This window comes from Actinomyces capricornis, assembly GCF_019974135.1.
Taxonomy (GTDB): Bacteria; Actinomycetota; Actinomycetes; order Actinomycetales; family Actinomycetaceae; genus Actinomyces; species Actinomyces capricornis.
Genome location: NZ_AP025017.1, coordinates 2918516 through 2933848, shown reverse-complemented (window position 1 = coordinate 2933848; position 15333 = coordinate 2918516). Strand labels below are relative to the sequence as shown.

14 protein-coding genes are annotated in these 15333 nt (G+C 71.9%); 4 read left to right on the top strand and 10 right to left on the bottom strand.

Translation table 11 applies throughout. From position 1 onward, the window contains the following. Positions 1–15: 15 nt before the first annotated feature. The 4 genes from MANAM107_RS11995 (at position 16) to MANAM107_RS11980 (ending at position 4474) form a co-directional block, all read left to right on the top strand. Entirely contained in the window at positions 16–783 is a 768-nt protein-coding gene (locus MANAM107_RS11995) for a creatininase (protein ID WP_223909007.1), read from the top strand. A gap of 159 nt (positions 784–942) precedes the next feature. Further along, complete coding sequence (locus MANAM107_RS11990; RefSeq protein ID WP_223909005.1) at positions 943–1980, top strand: DMT family transporter; 1038 nt, start codon at positions 943–945, stop codon at positions 1978–1980. Positions 1981–2260: 280 nt separating this feature from the next. Next, positions 2261–3643, top strand: coding sequence for an MFS transporter (locus MANAM107_RS11985; RefSeq protein WP_223909003.1), 1383 nt, complete (start codon positions 2261–2263; stop codon positions 3641–3643). Between the two features lie 96 nt (positions 3644–3739). Beyond that, the gene (locus MANAM107_RS11980; RefSeq protein ID WP_223908999.1) at positions 3740–4474 is read left to right on the top strand and encodes a TetR/AcrR family transcriptional regulator; all 735 of its coding nucleotides are present in this window, start codon (positions 3740–3742) and stop codon (positions 4472–4474) included. A 36-nt stretch (positions 4475–4510) separates the two neighbouring features. On the opposite strand, the gene MANAM107_RS11975 is transcribed toward MANAM107_RS11980, so the two are convergent. The 10 genes from MANAM107_RS11975 to pyrR all read right to left on the bottom strand — a co-directional run bounded on the left by MANAM107_RS11975 (position 4511) and on the right by pyrR (position 15292). Next, a complete protein-coding gene (locus tag MANAM107_RS11975; RefSeq protein WP_223908997.1) occupies positions 4511–6616 on the bottom strand; it encodes a primosomal protein N' family DNA-binding protein in 2106 nt (701 codons plus the stop codon). A 20-nt stretch (positions 6617–6636) separates the two neighbouring features. Then, positions 6637–7842, bottom strand: a complete 1206-nt coding sequence (metK, locus tag MANAM107_RS11970) for a methionine adenosyltransferase (protein WP_308443621.1) — start codon at positions 7840–7842, stop codon at positions 6637–6639. Positions 7843–7936: 94 nt separating this feature from the next. Next, positions 7937–9325, bottom strand: coding sequence for a bifunctional phosphopantothenoylcysteine decarboxylase/phosphopantothenate--cysteine ligase CoaBC (gene coaBC, locus MANAM107_RS11965; RefSeq protein ID WP_223908990.1), 1389 nt, complete (start codon positions 9323–9325; stop codon positions 7937–7939). Continuing rightward, on the bottom strand, positions 9309–9707 hold the full coding sequence (gene rpoZ / locus MANAM107_RS11960; RefSeq protein WP_223908988.1) for a DNA-directed RNA polymerase subunit omega: 399 nt from the start codon (positions 9705–9707) through the stop codon (positions 9309–9311). The genes coaBC and rpoZ overlap by 17 nt, the downstream gene beginning before the upstream one ends. A 55-nt stretch (positions 9708–9762) precedes the next feature. Then, positions 9763–10362, bottom strand: a complete 600-nt coding sequence (gmk, locus tag MANAM107_RS11955; RefSeq protein ID WP_223908984.1) for a guanylate kinase — start codon at positions 10360–10362, stop codon at positions 9763–9765. A gap of 164 nt (positions 10363–10526) precedes the next feature. Further along, entirely contained in the window at positions 10527–10838 is a 312-nt protein-coding gene (mihF, locus tag MANAM107_RS11950) for an integration host factor, actinobacterial type (RefSeq protein ID WP_223908982.1), read from the bottom strand. A 428-nt stretch (positions 10839–11266) separates the two neighbouring features. Beyond that, entirely contained in the window at positions 11267–12130 is an 864-nt protein-coding gene (gene pyrF / locus MANAM107_RS11945; RefSeq protein ID WP_263421967.1) for an orotidine-5'-phosphate decarboxylase, read from the bottom strand. A 239-nt stretch (positions 12131–12369) separates the two neighbouring features. Beyond that, entirely contained in the window at positions 12370–13689 is a 1320-nt protein-coding gene (locus MANAM107_RS11940; protein ID WP_223908968.1) for a dihydroorotase, read from the bottom strand. Beyond that, positions 13686–14675, bottom strand: coding sequence for an aspartate carbamoyltransferase catalytic subunit (locus tag MANAM107_RS11935; protein ID WP_223908961.1), 990 nt, complete (start codon positions 14673–14675; stop codon positions 13686–13688). Before MANAM107_RS11935 ends, MANAM107_RS11940 begins: the two co-directional genes overlap by 4 nt. After that, positions 14672–15292 (bottom strand): bifunctional pyr operon transcriptional regulator/uracil phosphoribosyltransferase PyrR, encoded by a 621-nt coding sequence (pyrR, locus tag MANAM107_RS11930; protein ID WP_223908959.1) that lies wholly within the window; start codon positions 15290–15292, stop codon positions 14672–14674. Before pyrR ends, MANAM107_RS11935 begins: the two co-directional genes overlap by 4 nt. Positions 15293–15333: the final 41 nt, after the last annotated feature.

The following is a 15333-nucleotide window of genomic DNA, read 5'->3' as shown; positions in this document are numbered from 1 at the left end:
AGGAGAGGAGAAGCCATGACCCAGGAACGCAACATCACCCGCATCGACGCCTTCACCTACCGGGAGATCCTCGGCCGGGACCCGATCATCCTCATCCCGGTGGGCTCCATCGAGCAGCACGGCCCGCATATGCCGCTCGGAGTGGACACACTGCTGTCCACGACGATGGCGGAGCTGACCGCTGAGAGCATCGGCGCCTACGTGGGCCCCACGGTCTCCACCGGGTACAAGTCCCAGCAGCGCTCCGGCGGGGGCAACCACATCATCGGATCCTTCGGGTTCGATGCCGAGACGATGATCAGCGTGTGCCGGACGCTGGTGCGCGAGTTCCACCGCCACGGGGCGCGTCGCATCGTGTTCATCAATGGCCACTACGAGAACTACCAGTTCATCTACGAGGGGGTCGATCTCGCCCTGCGCGACGTGGAGGGGCGGGACGACCCTCCCCGCGTGATGATGGTGTCCTACTGGGACTTCGTCACCGATGAGGTCATTGCCGAGCTCTATCCCGATGGCTTCCCCGGCTGGGATGTCGAGCACGGCGGGGTCATGGAGACCTCCCTCATGCTCATGCACTTCCCCGACCTGGTGCACATGGACCGGGTCATGGACCTGCCTGCAGCCCAGCTGCCGGCCTACGACCTGCTTCCGGTGGACGCCTCGCTGACGCCGGAGTCGGGCTGCCTGTCCTCCGCCCGGGCCTCCTCGGAGACCAAGGGGCGGATCCTCACCGATTCAGTGGTCGAGGAGATGGGCCGGGCGATCCTCGACCGCCTGTCCTGAATGCCGCTGCCAGCCCATGCCACTGAGCAGCCGGCCGGCCGGCATCCGCTGGCCGCCACCATTCGCCGGTGCTGCGCCCGCCCTGGGCGCGGGCGCAGCACCGGCAATCATCCCGCCTTGTGCGCACCCCACCACCCCTGTCAATGAAAAGAGACGACGATGACCACATCTACCCGAGCCCCCTCGACGACCGAGGCCAGCCCCACCGGGGCTGTGATGAACAAGAAGCTCGGTTTCACCGCCATGCTCCTGTCGGCCACCGGCATGGGCTTCGTGGGCACCTTCGGACGGCTGTCCACACCCCTGAAGGAGGACGGCTCCCGCTACATCATCGGTGACTTCCTCGCCTTCGGCCGCATGACCTTCGGCGTCATCGGGTTCCTGGTCATCCTCCTACTCGTCAAGAAGCTGCCCAAGCTGCGCAGCACGAAGCTGTCCTTCGCGATCATCGCCGGAGGCCTGTCCATCGGGGCCTCCCTGGCCCTCTACGTGTCATCGACCCTCATGACCTCGATCGCCAACGCGGTCTTCCTCATCTACACCGGGCCGCTGGTCTCCGCCATTCTGGCCAGGATCTTCCTCAAGGAGAGGATCTCCCTGCGCAATGGCTTCTTCCTCATGCTGGTCTTCCTGGGCATGCTCATGACTATCGGGCTGATCAACTACACTCCCGAGACCGGCCTGACGATCGGCCTGGAGCTGGGCTCCGACCCGGCCTTCCCCCGCAAGGCGCTGGGCGACATCTTCGGTCTGGGCTCGGGGGTCTTCTACGGCCTGGCCCTGTTCTTCTACCGCTACCGCGGTGACGTCGACTCCGAGGTCCGCGGCTTCTGGAACTTCCTGTTTGGGGCGATCGGTGCCCTCATCGTCATGGCCTGCCGCATCACCTGGCTGGACTCCACCAACCCCGTGGAGGTGATGACCCCGAGCAACTGGGCCTGGGCGATCGGGATGTTCCTCTTCTGCGGCTTCTTCGCCATCGGCTTCCTGGTGGTGGCGGGCAAGCACCTGCCCGCGGTCGAGCTCTCGACGGTCTCCTACTGGGAGTGCGTCGTCGCCCTCCTGCTCGGCCTGCTGCTGTGGAGCGAGCCGATGACGCTCATCGGCGCGATCGGCGGTGTGCTCATCCTGGGCGGGGGCCTGCTGCCCATCATCCTCGAGCTCGCGGTCCGCAAGCCCCGGGAGGCCACGTCCTGAGACCCGCACGGCCCAAGACGCCCGCCCCCTCCGTTCTCCGCCCCGCCCTGGCCTTCCGGCGGGGCGGAGAACGGAGGGGTGGGACGCCGTCCGTAGGATGTCGGCATGAGGACCTGACGTGTCAGTCTCTTTGAGGATAGTATTGTGGAAGTCACACAATAGACACCCCTCATGTCATCAGTAAGTCGACTACCCAGCCTCGATCGACCGCCGATCGATCACCCCCACCGACCGCTGCATCCCACACCTGGCCGGCAGAGCAACTGAGAGCAGATCCATCATGACCTCCATCGCACGCAGTGACTCCGAGTCCCCGGAGCTCTCGCCCGAGTACTCGACCGCACTGAACAAGGCCGCCAAGGCCAGCTTCATCGGCAACTTCATCGAGTGGTTCGACTACGCCTCCTACGGCTACCTCGCCATCGTCATCGGGCATGTGTTCTTCCCCGCCGGCGACACCACCACCCAGCTGATGAACACCTACGCCATCTTCGCCGTGTCCTTCATCCTGCGGCCCATCGGCGCCGTGGTCTGGGGGGCCTGGGGCGATAGGAAGGGGCGGCGCTGGGCACTGTCCTGGTCCATCCTGCTCATGTCCGGCTCCACCTTCCTCATCGGTCTGCTGCCCGGCTACGCCTCGATCGGCGTGGTCGCGGCGCTGGGCCTGCTGGTGCTGCGGATGGTCCAGGGCTTCTCGGCCTCCGGGGAGTACGCCGGTGCCGGGACCTTCCTGGCGGAGTACGCCCCGGCCGCCAAGCGCGGCATGTACACCAGCCTGGTGCCCGCCTCCACCGCCGCGGGCCTGCTGGCCGGCTCCCTCATGGTCTCGGGCATGTTCATGGTCCTCGACGACGCCGCCATGCAGAGCTGGGGCTGGCGGATCCCCTTCCTGCTGGCCGGTCCCCTGGGCCTCATCGGCCGCTATATCCGGGTCCACCTGGAGGACTCCCCCGTCTACCAGGAGATGGTCGAGGAGCTGCCCCAGGACAAGAGCGCCGGGAACTCCATCGAGCCGCTGCTCGAGCTCCTGCGCTCCCACAAGCGCGAAGTGCTCATCACCTTCGGTGTCTCCTGCCTCAACGCCGTGGCCTTCTACATGCTGCTGAGCTACATGCCCACCTACGTCCATGAGGAGCTGGGCTTCAGCGCGGACACCGCCACCCTGGCGACCTCCATCATGCTGGCCGTCTACATCGCGGCGATCTTCGTCATGGGGCACCTGTCCGACCTCTTCGGCCGCCGCCGGATGCTCATCGGCGCCTGCGTGGCCTTCATCATCCTGACCATCCCGCTGTTCTACATCATGACGCATGCCGCTGGGATGCTCATCGCGGTCATCGCCTGCCAGATCGTCTTCGCGCTCATCCTCACCGCCAATGACGGCACCCTGGCCACCTTCCTGGCCGAGTCCTTCCCCACCGAGGTGCGATACTCCGGATTCGCCCTGTCCTTCAACGGCGCCAACGCCCTCCTGGGCGGAACGACCCCCTACATCGTCACCTGGCTCATCAAGGCCACAGGCTCCCCGCTGGCACCGGCGGTCTACCTCACCGCCGTCTCGATCATCGCCATGGTGGCCATTCTCATGTCGCGGGTCATCCACGGCTCGGAGCTGACCAGCAGCGCCGCAGATCCGGCGCGTGGGGCGGCAGACGCCCGGTAGTGGCCCTCGGCGTGCCGGTGGCACCGCGGGCGCGGTGCCACCGGCACGCCTGTGATCAGCGGGCCCTGCGGCTCCCACCGGCATACCATGGCTGCCATGTCCGAGAACAGATCGGGGGAGGATGCCTCCTCCGCCTCCAGCCGCGGCGGCGCGGACACCAGTATCACCTCCAGGGGATCGGACAGGCGCCAGGGCATCATCGAGGCTGCTGCGGCGATCATCCGCGAGGCGGGTCCCGGTGCCGTGAGCCATCGCAGCGTGGCCAAGCGCGCCGAGTGCTCGCTGTCGGCCACGACGTACTACTTCAGCGGTCTCGACGATCTGCTCCACCAGGCGGGACTGCTCAATATCGGGCTGTGGGCCTCGCGGGCGGAGAGGGTCGCGGATCACGTCGAGTCCCTCACCGCCCTGCCGCCTTTGCCCGAGCGCGTCGGCTTCCTGCTCCAGGCCACGCTGCCGGCCCACGGCCCCTACATGGGCCACTACCTCCAGCTCATCGCGGCGGGCACCTCGGCCCCGGTGGAGCAGGCCTACCGGGAGGGTCGCCAGCGCCTCAACGCCGCGGTCTCCCGGGTACTGCGCCACCTGGGCTCGCCCCTGGAGCCCGAGATGGTCATCGCCGTCGTCGACGGCGCAGCGGTGACCGCCCTGAGTGAGGGCCGTGATGTGCGCATCACGGCCACCGGCTACCTCACACTGCTGGTCTCCACGACCTCGGGAGCCGACGGCGCCCCGGGCCGCCATGCGCCCGTGGAGCCGCTGCTGCCCTCAGTGGTTCCACCCGCGCGCCCGGCCCGGCCCCTCAGTGGGAGGGGCGCCGCGGGGGCCTGAGGGCTCCTCCCCGTCGGGTGGCAGAGCACCGTGGCCTCACCACAGGAAGGTCGGGTCGAGCTCGATGCGCACCGCCTCATCGCGCCTCACCGAGCGCTCACGGGTGAAGAGCCGGAGCGCTCGGGCGAGCTCGTCGCCCTGCTCCCAGGGGCAGCGCACGAGGGCCCGGGACATCGACACGCTGGGCGCCTCCCGGTCGGCCTGCGGCCCCGCGGCGGGCGCGACGCTCACCGGCCCCAGGGTCTCGTAGCCCTCCTGCCGGGCGTGGGCCAGCAGGGCCTCGACGGCGCGCGGCGGCCCATCGAGGCGGGCCGTCCGCCAGGCGGGCGGCAGGTGGAGCTCCTCGCGCTCCGCCAGCTCCCGACGGGCGAAGAGGGCATGATTCCAGTTCAGGAGCGCCTGGGAGGTCCTGGGATCCGGCAGGCCCAGGAGCATGACCGTCCCACCCCGGGCGCACAGCGCCGCGGCATTGGTCCAGCAGCGCAGGGCCTCACTGGTGGCGCCCAGCTCCGGGCGCCCCGAGAGCACCCCGCCATCGAGGATGAGCACCGCGCCGTAGCCGCCCTCGGCCACGGGCTCGGCCCCGGGTGTGGCCACCACGAGCCGGGGCGAGGCGTCCACGGTGCGCAGCACCCCGTGGCCCTCCCGGGCCCCGGAGACGACGACCGGTGTGTTGGGGAAGGCCCGGCCCAGCTCCTCCCCGGTGCGCGCCGAGCCGACGCGCACCATGCGCAGGACGGTGCCCCCGCAGTGCGGGCAGGCCCAGGAGGCGGCGGGCCGGGCGCACCAGCGGCACCCGGCGCGCTTCTGGGCAGTCATGGCCAGGGGCCCCGAGCAGTGGGCGCAGCGGGCGGCGCGACGGCAGGCCTGGCAGGCGACCACGGGCGCGTAGCCACTGCGCGGCACCTGGATGAGGGCCGGCCCCGTGCTCAGGGTGCGGCGCAGGAGGCGGTGGGCCAGGGAGGGGATGCGGGCACCACCCGAGGCCCCCTCCGCGTCGAGCTCGGCGGCTGGGATGACGACGCGCGCTGCGGCGGCGCGCCGCAGCTCCCTGGGGGCCTCAAGGTCCTGGCACACTCCCCGCTCCACCAGGCCCTGGGTCTCCACGGATCGGCTGTAGCCGGCCAGGATGAGGCCGGCCCCTTCCAGGGAGGATCGCAGCTCCAGGACGGTGCGGGCGTGCAGGTAGGGGGCGTGGCGCTCGTCGAGGCGGTGGTCGCCGTCGTCCCAGATGACGGCCAGGCCCAGGCGGTGCACGGGGGCGAAGGCGGCGGCCCGGGTGCCCACGACCACGCGCGCCCGCCCCAGCAGGAGCTTGAGGAAGGCGCGGTAGCGCCGGGCGGGCCCGTGCTCGGCGGACAGGACGACGACGTCCTCCTCATCGAGCAGGCGCCGCATGGTGGCGGCTACCGCCTCGGCCCGCTCCGTGGTGGCCACGAGCACCAGGACGCCGCGCCCGGAGGCCAGGACGGCCTGGGCGGCCACGGCCACGCAGTGGATCCAGGAGGCGCTGACGCCCTCCACGGGGGGCAGGGCGCACCAGGCGGCGCGCGGCGAGCCGCCCCGGGCCAGGTCGGTGAGCAGCTCGGGGCCGCCCTTGTAGGCCTCCCAGGTGCCCTCGGGTGAGGGCCTTCGCCAGGTGGGCAGGGCCGCCGGCGGCTGGTGCCGCATGGAGTCCTCGGTGGTGGCGTGCCGTGGGGGCACGGCCAGGCGGGCGACGTCGGCCCGGGTGCCGGCGCCACGGGCGGCCACGGCCTCGATGAGCCGGCGGGTGGCGTCGGGCAGGACGGGCAGGTCGGAGACGACGCGGCGCACGGGGCTCAGGGCCCCCAGGTGGGTGGTCGTCGCGGAGCGCGACCAGATCCAGCCCCGCATCTCCTGCCCGCCGAAGCGCACGATGACGCGGGTGCCGGGCTGAGCGGCCTGGTCGAGCTCGGGGGTCAGGGCGTAGTCGAAGGTGCGGTCCAGGTGCGGGACCACCGTGTCCAGGACGACCCGGGCCACGGGCAGCTCGACCCCGGGGACTCCTACCTGCCGCTGGGCGGCCGGCGGGGCGGCGAGCAGCACGCCCTGCTCCCCCGGCCCGGTGCCTGGGGGCGGGGCTGAGGAGGAGGCGTCGTGCACCCCGGTGCTGTGGCCCATGGCGGCCTCCTCCTCTTCGGTCACAGGGCTGCGAGCAGGTCCTCAGCGCGGTCGGTGGCCTCCCAGGTGAATCCTGGCCGGCCGAAGTGGCCGTAGACACTGGTGGCCCGGTAGATCGGTCGCAGCAGGTCCAGATCCCGCACGATGGCGGCGGGCCGAAGGTCGAAGACCTGCTCCACCGCCGCCGTGATGCGGCTGACAGGCACAGTCTCGGTGCCGAAGGTCTCCACGTACAAGCCGACTGGCCGCGCTGAGCCGATGGCGTAGGCCACCTGGATCTCGCAGCGGCGCGCCAGGCCCGCGGCGACGACGTTCTTGGCCACCCAGCGCATGGCGTAGGAGGCGGAGCGGTCCACCTTGGAGGGGTCCTTGCCGGAGAAGGCACCGCCGCCGTGGCGGGCCATCCCGCCGTAGGTGTCGACGATGATCTTGCGGCCCGTCAGGCCCGCGTCCCCCACCGGGCCGCCGATGACGAACTGCCCGGAGGGGTTGACCAGGATCTGGGTGTCCCTGGCGTCGAGCTCCAGGCCCTGCTCGGCCTGGGCCTGGAGCACCGGGTTGATGACGGCCTTGGTGATGGCCTGGGTGAGCCAATCGCGGTCGCGGCCCGGGTCGTGCTGGGTGGAGATGACGACGGTGGCCAGGCTGACGGGCCGGTCGCCGTCGTAGCCGATGGTCACCTGGGTCTTGCCGTCGGGGCGTAGGCCCTCGAGGATGCCCTGCTTGCGCACCTGGGCCAGGCGCTCGGCCAGGCGGTGGGCCAGGTGGATGGGGGCCGGCATGAGAGCGGTGGTCTCATCGCAGGCGTAGCCGAACATGAGGCCCTGGTCCCCGGCGCCCTGGAGGTCGAGGGGGTCGATCGCCCCGGAGTCCTGGCGGGCCTCCAGGGCCTTGTCCACCCCCGCGGCGATGTCCGGGGACTGCTGGCCGATGGAGACCGAGACCCCGCAGGAGCGGGCATCGAAGCACACCTCGGAGGAGTTGTAGCCGATGCGGGAGATCTCCGAGCGCACGATCTCGGGGATCTCCACGTAGGCGCGTTCGGTGGTCACCTCCCCGGCCACATGCACCAGGCCGGTGGTCACCATGGTCTCCACGGCCACGCGCGCCGTGGGGTCCTGCTCGAGGATCGCATCGAGGATGGCGTCCGAGACCCGATCGCAGATCTTGTCCGGGTGCCCTTCGGTGACCGACTCGGAGGTGAACAGGCGCAGAGAGGAACTCACCGGCACATGGTAACCGCCCCGGCGCGGCACACTCATCGGCCTCGCGCACTGTGGGACGGGTGCAGTGGGACACGCTTGAGTACCGCGGGGCCCGTCACCGGTCCTGCGCCGGGCCTCCGAGCAGTGCCTGGGGGTCCGGGCCGTGGGCGGTCTCCAGGAGCCGGGCGAGCAGCCCGATGAGGGCACGGGCCACCTGCTCCTTGCTGCCCTGCGCGCGGGTGACCTCCTGGCCGTGGCGATCCAGGACGACGACGCTGTTGGGCACGTCCCCGAAGCCCACGCCCTCCCCCACGGCGTTGACGGCCAGCAGGTCGGCGCCCTTGCGGCGGGCCTTGGCGGCGCCGTGGTCCAGCACGCCGCCCTGCTCATCCCCGGTCTCGGCGGCGAAGCCCATGATGAGCTGGCCGGGCCGGGGCGGGCGGGCCACCAGGCCCGCCAGGATGTCGGGATTCTCCACCAGCTCGATGGGCGCGGGCGCAGCGCCTGCAGGACCGGGGTGGGCCTGGGCGCCGGCGCGCTTCTTGATCTTGGCCTGCGCCACATGGGCGGGCCGGTAGTCGGCGACGGCGGCCGCCATGATGACCACGTCGGCCTGGGCACTGGCGCGGCGCACCGCCGCCTCCATCTCCAGGGCGGTGGACACGGCCTGGGTCTCGACCCCGGCGGGCAGGGCGCTCAGGAGCGCGTGGTCCACATGGGCCTGCACAAGGGTGACCCGGGCACCAAGATCCACGGCAGCGGCGGCCAGGGCGCATCCCTGGCGGCCCGAGGACCTGTTGCCCAGGAAGCGCACGGGGTCGATGGGCTCGCGGGTCCCCCCGGCGGAGATGACCAGGTGGCGCCCGCGCAGGGCCCGCCCGGGCGCCGCTCCCCCGGCGCCCTCCCCGGCCTGCCGCCCAGTGCCGGCCCGGCTCGGGGTCAGGAGGGCCAGGGCCGCGGCCACGATGCGCTCGGGCTCGGGCAGCCGGCCCAGGCCGGTATCCGCACCGGTGAGCCGCCCCGCATCGGGATCCAGCACCTCCAGGCCGCGGGAGCGCAGCACCTCGACATTGTCGCGGGTGGCGGGGTTGAGCCACATCTGGGTGTGCATGGCGGGGGCGAGCAGGACGGGCGCCTGGGTGGCCAGGACGGTGGCCGTCAGGAGGTCGTCGGCCCGGCCGGCGCGCAGGCGGGCCAGCAGGTCGGCGGAGGCGGGGGCGATGAGGACCAGCTCGGCCCATTCGGCGACGGCGACGTGCTCCACGGCCGCGGGGTCGTCGAAGACCCCGGTGGACACGGGCCGGCCGCTGACGGCGGCCAGGGCGGGCGCGCCGATGAAGCGCAGGGCCGCCTGGGTGGCCACGACCTTGACCTCGTGGCCGGCCTCGCGCAGGAGGCGGATGACGAAAGGCGCCTTGTAGGCGGCGATGGAGCCCGAGACGCCGACGACGACGCGTACCCCGGCAGGGCCGGGGACGGGGGCGGCCTCAGAACTGGATGTCATCCAGGCTGGTGGTGGTGGCCTCGCCCTCCAGGGTGATGGGGGCGTCCAGGTCGATGTCGGAGAACATGTCCTCCTCGGCGGCGCGACGGGCGGCCTCGGCCTCGGCGCGGCGGGCGCGGGCCACGTCCCCGGGGATGACCTCCAGCTTGTCCTGGGCGATCTCGCGCAGGGCGATGCCCAGGGACTTCTCCTCCAGGTCGGTCTCCACCAGCGGGCCGAAGAACTCGAACTGGTTGTCCTCGAGCTGCTGGGTGTAGGCGTTGATCTGCCGGGCACGCTTGGCGGCCTCCACCACGAGCCCGTACTTGGAGTCCACCTTCTCCAGGAGCTCGTCGATGGGCGGGTTGGTGATGCCCTCAGGCTGAGGGGAGGTTCCGAGCATGTATGGCACTCCGGTTCTGTGACGTTCGGTCACGTCGATGCTGCGTCGGGCCAGTCTAGCCCGTCAGGCCCATGAGGGACTCCAGCTCATCCGTGGCACGTGCCACGGTGTCGTTGGTGATGATGTGGTCGAACTCCGCGGCGGCGTCGAGCTCGACCCGGGCGGTGGCCAGGCGCCGCTCCCGCTCCCGGCTGTCCTCAGTGCCGCGCCCCTCCAGGCGGGCCACGAGCTCCTCCCAGCTCGGCGGGGCGACGAAGACCATCTGGGCCTGGGGCATGGAGCGGCGCACCTGGCGGGCCCCGTCCAGGTCGATCTCCAGCAGCGCGGGGCGCCCTGAGGCCAGCTGCGCCTCCACCGGGCCCCGGGGGGTTCCGTAGCGGTGGGTCCCGTGGACGGTGGCCCACTCCAGCATCTGGTCCTGGGCGACGAGCTCGTCGAAGGCCTCCGGGCTGACGAAGTGGTAGTGCACGCCGTCGGTCTCGGTGCTGCGCGGGGCGCGAGTGGTGGCCGAGATGGACACGAACAGGTCGGGGTGGCGCCTGCGCAGCTCGGCGACGATGGTGCCCTTGCCCACGGCCGTGGGACCCACCAGGACGGTCAGGCGAGCCGGCCCGCCGGCGTTGGAGGGGCTGGCCGCGGCGCAGTCGTGGTTCATGGGCACATGATGGACGATGGGAGCGCCGTGGGACAACGGCCCGGCGGCCCCGCGGCGCAGGCGCGCAAGGACCCGTGCCGGGAGCGAGGATCCTGGGCTCCCGGCACGGGGTACTGGGTCCTGACGGGCACGGGATGGGGGCCGGGCCCGCCCACGACCGTCGGTCAGCCGAAGCGGCTGACCAGCTCCGCCCTCTGGTTGGCGCCCAGCCCGCGCACGCGGCGCGACTCGGCGATGCGGACCTCGGTCAGAATGGTCTCAGCGGTGGTCGTGCCCACCCGGGGCAGCGACAGCAGAAGCGCCTTGACCTTCATCTTGGCCAGTACCTCCTCGCGGTCGGCAGCCTCGAAGAACTCGGAGAGCCTCATCTTGCCGCTCTTGAGCTCCGCCTTGACCTCGGCCCTGCGAAGCCGCGCGGCGGCGGCCTTCTTCAGTGCCTCGCTCCTCTGCTCGGGTGTCAGCGTAGGAAGCGCCATGAGTGTCCTCCTTAACCTCGTCGTCGGTGACACACAACACAAGGATAATTCCGATTGGTCGTTTATGCACCACCAACGGGACACAGGCTGGAGGAAATCTCCACAGCATTCCCACAGGCACCCACGCCGTCCCGCTGCATTCGCACCACTGCCCGTCTCCGCCTGGGGCCGGGCCATCGCCTCAGAGGGCCAGGGGCTCGGGAGGGCCGCAGGACTCACGTTGGGCGTCACTTGGCGAAAAGGGCGTTACTTCGCGACTTGGACGACACCTGTAGGTGTCGCTCTTCCCGCCAAGTGACGCCTCTGTCGCGAAGTGACGCCGAACCGAGCCCGCCCCTCAGCCAGCCCTGGCCCGCCGCGGACCCCACCCGCCTCCCTCCCCGCTGCCAGCCCCCCAGGGAGGCGCACCCGCTTCCAGGCAAGTACGCCTAGGACCGGCCCGGCCTGAGGGCCTGGGCCGCCTGAGCGATGGCCTCGAGCGCGGCGCGGCGCAGCTGGTCGACGCGGGGCCCGGCGCCCAGGACCGCCCGGGAGGTCGAGGCCAGGACCTGCGCCATGGCCGGGCCGAACACCTCCTCCAGCTCGCGGGCCCCGGCCCCCTGGGCCCCGACCCCGGGTGCCAGCAGGGGCCCCGCGGTGGCACGCAGGTCGATGCCCAGCTCGGTGACGGCCCGGCCCACAGTGGCACCGACCACCAGGCCGACGCTGCCCATCCCACGGCCCCGCCCATCACCCGGGGCACTGCCCTGGCCCTGCTCCCGCTCAGCGGCGTTGGTGGCGGCCACCCCCTCGACGATGCTGCGGGCCACCGCCAGCCCGCCCTCACCGCGGGCATGCTGGATGCCGGCGCCCTCCGGATTGGAGGTCAGGGCCAGGACGAAGACGCCCCGCCAGTTCGCGGCGGCCAGTTCCAGGGCCGGGGCCAGGGAGCCGTAGCCCAGGTACGGTGAGACGGTGATGGCATCGGCGGCCAGGGGCGCACCGGGAGCCAGGTAGGCCTGGGCGTAGCCGGCCATCGTCGATCCGATATCCCCGCGCTTGACATCCAGGATGCTCAGGGTGCCGCACTGGCCGAGCGCGGCCAGGACCTCCTCCAGCACGGCGATGCCCGCCGAGCCGTGGCGCTCGAAGAAGGCCGACTGCGGCTTGACCGCGGCCACGCGGCCGCCGACGGCCTCCACCGTGCGCAGGGCGAAGTCCCGCAGGCCCGCGGGAGTGTCAGGAAGGCCCCAGGCGCTCAGCAGGCCCTCATGGGGGTCGATGCCCACGCACAGGGGGCCATGATCGTCCATGGCTGCGGACAGTCTGGCCCCGAAGGGCTCCTCCTGCGCCGTGGGCGCCGCAGGGGTCCGGCTCGGCTGACTGGGCTGGGTGGTCACGGCGGATCCTCCTGGAGGGTGGGTTCTGGGGTCGGTGGGTGGTGCCGAGCCGGCCGGGTGGGCGCGGGCGCGGCCACGGAGCGGCTGGCCGTCCTTCCTCAGCAGGACTGCGCCGGGCCGCCGCATGGCCGCGCCCGCAGGGGGATCTGGCCTCAGGCCACGGTACCCGCGCCGCGCTCGACGGGGGCCCCCTCCAGGACGGTGGGCCGCCCGTGCAGGAAGGTGGCCTTGACCTGGCCGGGCAGCTCCATGCCCGCGTAGGGGGTGTTGGTGGAGCGGGTCCACTGGGCGGCGCCGTCGACGATGCGGCGCACCTGGGGATCGACCACGGTGAGGTTGGCCGGTGCGCCCACCTCGATGCCGCGCCCCTGGTCCTCCAGGCCGCCGATGCGCGCGGGCAGGTCGGACATGGCGCGCGCCAGGTCCCGCCAGCCCATGCGGCCGGGGGCCACCATGGTCTCGATGAGGACGCTCAGGGCGGTCTCCAGGCCGGTCATGCCGAAGGCGCCGGCGGCCCACTCGCAGTCCTTGTCCTCCACCGGGTGGGGGGCGTGGTCGGTGCCCACGACGTCGATGGTGCCGTCGGCCAGGGCCTCGCGCAGGGCCTCGACGTCGCGCTGGGTGCGCAGGGGCGGGTTGACCTTGTAGCGGGGCGAGTAGGTGCGGGCCATCTCATCGGTGAGGATGAGGTGGTGCGGGGTGACCTCGGCGGTGACGTCGATGCCGCGGGACTTGGCCCAGCGGATGATCTCCACGCTGCCGGCGGTGGACACGTGGCACACGTGCAGGCGGGAGCCCACGTGCTCGGCCAGGAGGACGTCGCGGGCGATGATGGACTCCTCGGCCACGGCGGGCCAGCCGCGCAGGCCGAGCTCGGCCGACAGGGCGCCCTCGTGCATCTGGGCGCCCTCGGTCAGGCGGGGGTCCTGGGCGTGCTGGGCGATAACGCCGCCCAGGCCCTTGACGTACTCCAGGGCGCGGCGCATGAGCACCGGGTCCCACACGCACTTGCCGTCGTCGGAGAAGACCCGCACCCGCGCCTCGGAGGCGGCCATGGCCCCCATCTCGGAGAGCTGCTCCCCACGCAGGCCCGCGGAGACGGCGCCCACGGGATGGACGTCGACCCAGCCGGCCTCGCGGCCCAGGCGCAGGACCTGCTCGACCACGCCGGCGTTGTCCTGGACGGGGTTGGTGTTGGCCATGGCGAAGACGGCCGTGTAGCCGCCGATGGCGGCGGCGCGGGTGCCGGTGGCCACGGTCTCGGCGCTCTCCCCGCCGGGCTCGCGCAGGTGGGTGTGGATGTCGACCAGGCCGGGCAGGGCGATGAGGCCGGACAGGTCGTGGCGGGTGGCGTCCTCGGGGGCCTGGGCGGCCGCCTCGGGGCCGATGGCGGTGATGGTGCGGTCGGTGATGAGGATGTCGGTGGCGTCCTCGCCGTAGGGGCGAACGCCGGTCAGGAGGTGGGAGGTCACTGCTGGTTCCCTTCGTCGGCCAGGAGGAGGTAGAGGGCGGCCATGCGCACGGAGACCCCGTTGCCGACCTGTTCGATGATGCGTGAGCGCGGGTCGTCGGCCGCCTCGGCGGTGATCTCCAGGCCGCGGTTCATGGGGCCGGGGTGCATGACGATGGCGTGCTCGGGCATGGCCTGGCGCCGGATGAGGTCCAGGCCGTAGGTGCGGGCGTACTCCGCGGGGCTGGGGAAGAAGCCCCCGCCGGCGGCGCTCATGCGCTCGCGCTGGACGCGCAGCATCATGACGGCGTCGGGCTGGATCTCGGCAATGGAGGCGTCCAGGTCGTAGGAGACGCTGCAGGGCCAGTTCTCCATGCCCACGGGCAGGAGGGTGGGCGGGGCCACGAGGGTGACCTCGGCGCCCAGGGTGGCCAGCAGGTCGACGTTGGAGCGGGCCACGCGCGAGTGCAGGACATCGCCCACGATGATGACGCGGGCCCCGGCCAGGTCCCGGCCCCCCGGTGCGGGCGAGCCGTCGGAGCCCTCTCGGGTCAGCGGGTCGTACCAGCGGCGCAGGGTCATGGCGTCCAGGAGGGCCTGGGTGGGGTGCTGGTGGGTGCCGTCCCCGGCGTTGAGCACGGGGGCGTCGATCCACCCGGCGTGGGCCAGCAGGTGGGCGGCGCCGCTGGCGCTGTGGCGCACCACGACGGCGTCGGCCCCCATCGCCTGGAGGGTCTGGGCGGTGTCCTTGAGGGACTCGCCCTTGGACAGGGAGGAGCCCTTGGCCGAGAAGTTGATGACGTCGGCGCTCAGGCGCTTGGCGGCGGCCTCGAAGGACAGGCGGGTGCGGGTGGAGTCCTCGAAGAAGAGGTTGACCACGGTCTTGCCGCGCAGGGTGGGCAGCTTCTTGACGGACTGGCGCTGGGTGGCGGCCATGGCCTCGGCGGTGTCGAGGAGCATGACGGCCTCGTCGTGGCTCAGGTCCTTGGCGGAGAGCAGGTGCTTCATCGGGTGGCCTCCTGAGCGGGGCTGGCGGGGATGATCGTCACGGCGTCGTGGTCCGCGCCGAGCTCGGTCAGGGAGACCACGACCTTCTCGGAGCGGGAGGTGGGCAGGTTCTTGCCCACGTAGTCGGCGCGGATGGGCAGCTCGCGGTGGCCGCGGTCGACCAGGACGGCGAGCTGGACGGCACGGGGGCGCCCGATGGCGCCCAGGGCGTCCAGGGCGGCGCGGATGGTGCGCCCGGAGTACAGGACGTCGTCGACCAGGATGACGACCTTGTTATCGATGCCCTCCTCGGGGATGGAGGTGGGGCGGGGCACGCGGATGGGGTGGCGGCCCAGGTCGTCGCGGTACATGGTGATGTCCAGCGTGCCGATGGGGATGGCCGGCGCGGCGGTGGCGCCCGGCTCCTTGGCCGCGGCGACGGCGAGGGCCTCGACCAGCCGCTGGGATAGTGGGACTCCCCCGCTCGGGATGCCCAGGACCACCAGGTCCTGGCTCCCGCTGTTGCGCTCCAGGATCTCGTGAGCGATCCGGAATAGGGAGCGGGCGATCTCGGGAGGTCCGAGAATCCCCTTGCCCTGGGATGATGCGCCTGGGGCGCCTGACGAACGTGCGGCCATGATGGCCCCCTTCCCCGCCTCACTGGACGGATTTAAAGGTT

Bases quoted from the DNA above. Each gene is read 5' to 3' on its own strand.
- MANAM107_RS11985 (WP_223909003.1), top strand. From the start codon at position 2,261: ATGACCTCCATCGCACGCAGTGACTCCGAGTCCCCGGAGCTCTCGCCC.
- MANAM107_RS11935 (WP_223908961.1), bottom strand. From the start codon at position 14,675: ATGAAGCACCTGCTCTCCGCCAAGGACCTGAGCCACGACGAGGCCGTC.
- mihF (WP_223908982.1), bottom strand. From the start codon at position 10,838: ATGGCGCTTCCTACGCTGACACCCGAGCAGAGGAGCGAGGCACTGAAG.
- pyrF (WP_263421967.1), bottom strand. From the start codon at position 12,130: ATGGACGATCATGGCCCCCTGTGCGTGGGCATCGACCCCCATGAGGGC.
- MANAM107_RS11990 (WP_223909005.1), top strand. From the start codon at position 943: ATGACCACATCTACCCGAGCCCCCTCGACGACCGAGGCCAGCCCCACC.
- MANAM107_RS11995 (WP_223909007.1), top strand. From the start codon at position 16: ATGACCCAGGAACGCAACATCACCCGCATCGACGCCTTCACCTACCGG.
- gmk (WP_223908984.1), bottom strand. From the start codon at position 10,362: ATGAACCACGACTGCGCCGCGGCCAGCCCCTCCAACGCCGGCGGGCCG.
- MANAM107_RS11980 (WP_223908999.1), top strand. From the start codon at position 3,740: ATGTCCGAGAACAGATCGGGGGAGGATGCCTCCTCCGCCTCCAGCCGC.
- rpoZ (WP_223908988.1), bottom strand. From the start codon at position 9,707: ATGCTCGGAACCTCCCCTCAGCCTGAGGGCATCACCAACCCGCCCATC.
- coaBC (WP_223908990.1), bottom strand. From the start codon at position 9,325: ATGACATCCAGTTCTGAGGCCGCCCCCGTCCCCGGCCCTGCCGGGGTA.
- MANAM107_RS11975 (WP_223908997.1), bottom strand. From the start codon at position 6,616: ATGGGCCACAGCACCGGGGTGCACGACGCCTCCTCCTCAGCCCCGCCC.
- pyrR (WP_223908959.1), bottom strand. From the start codon at position 15,292: ATGGCCGCACGTTCGTCAGGCGCCCCAGGCGCATCATCCCAGGGCAAG.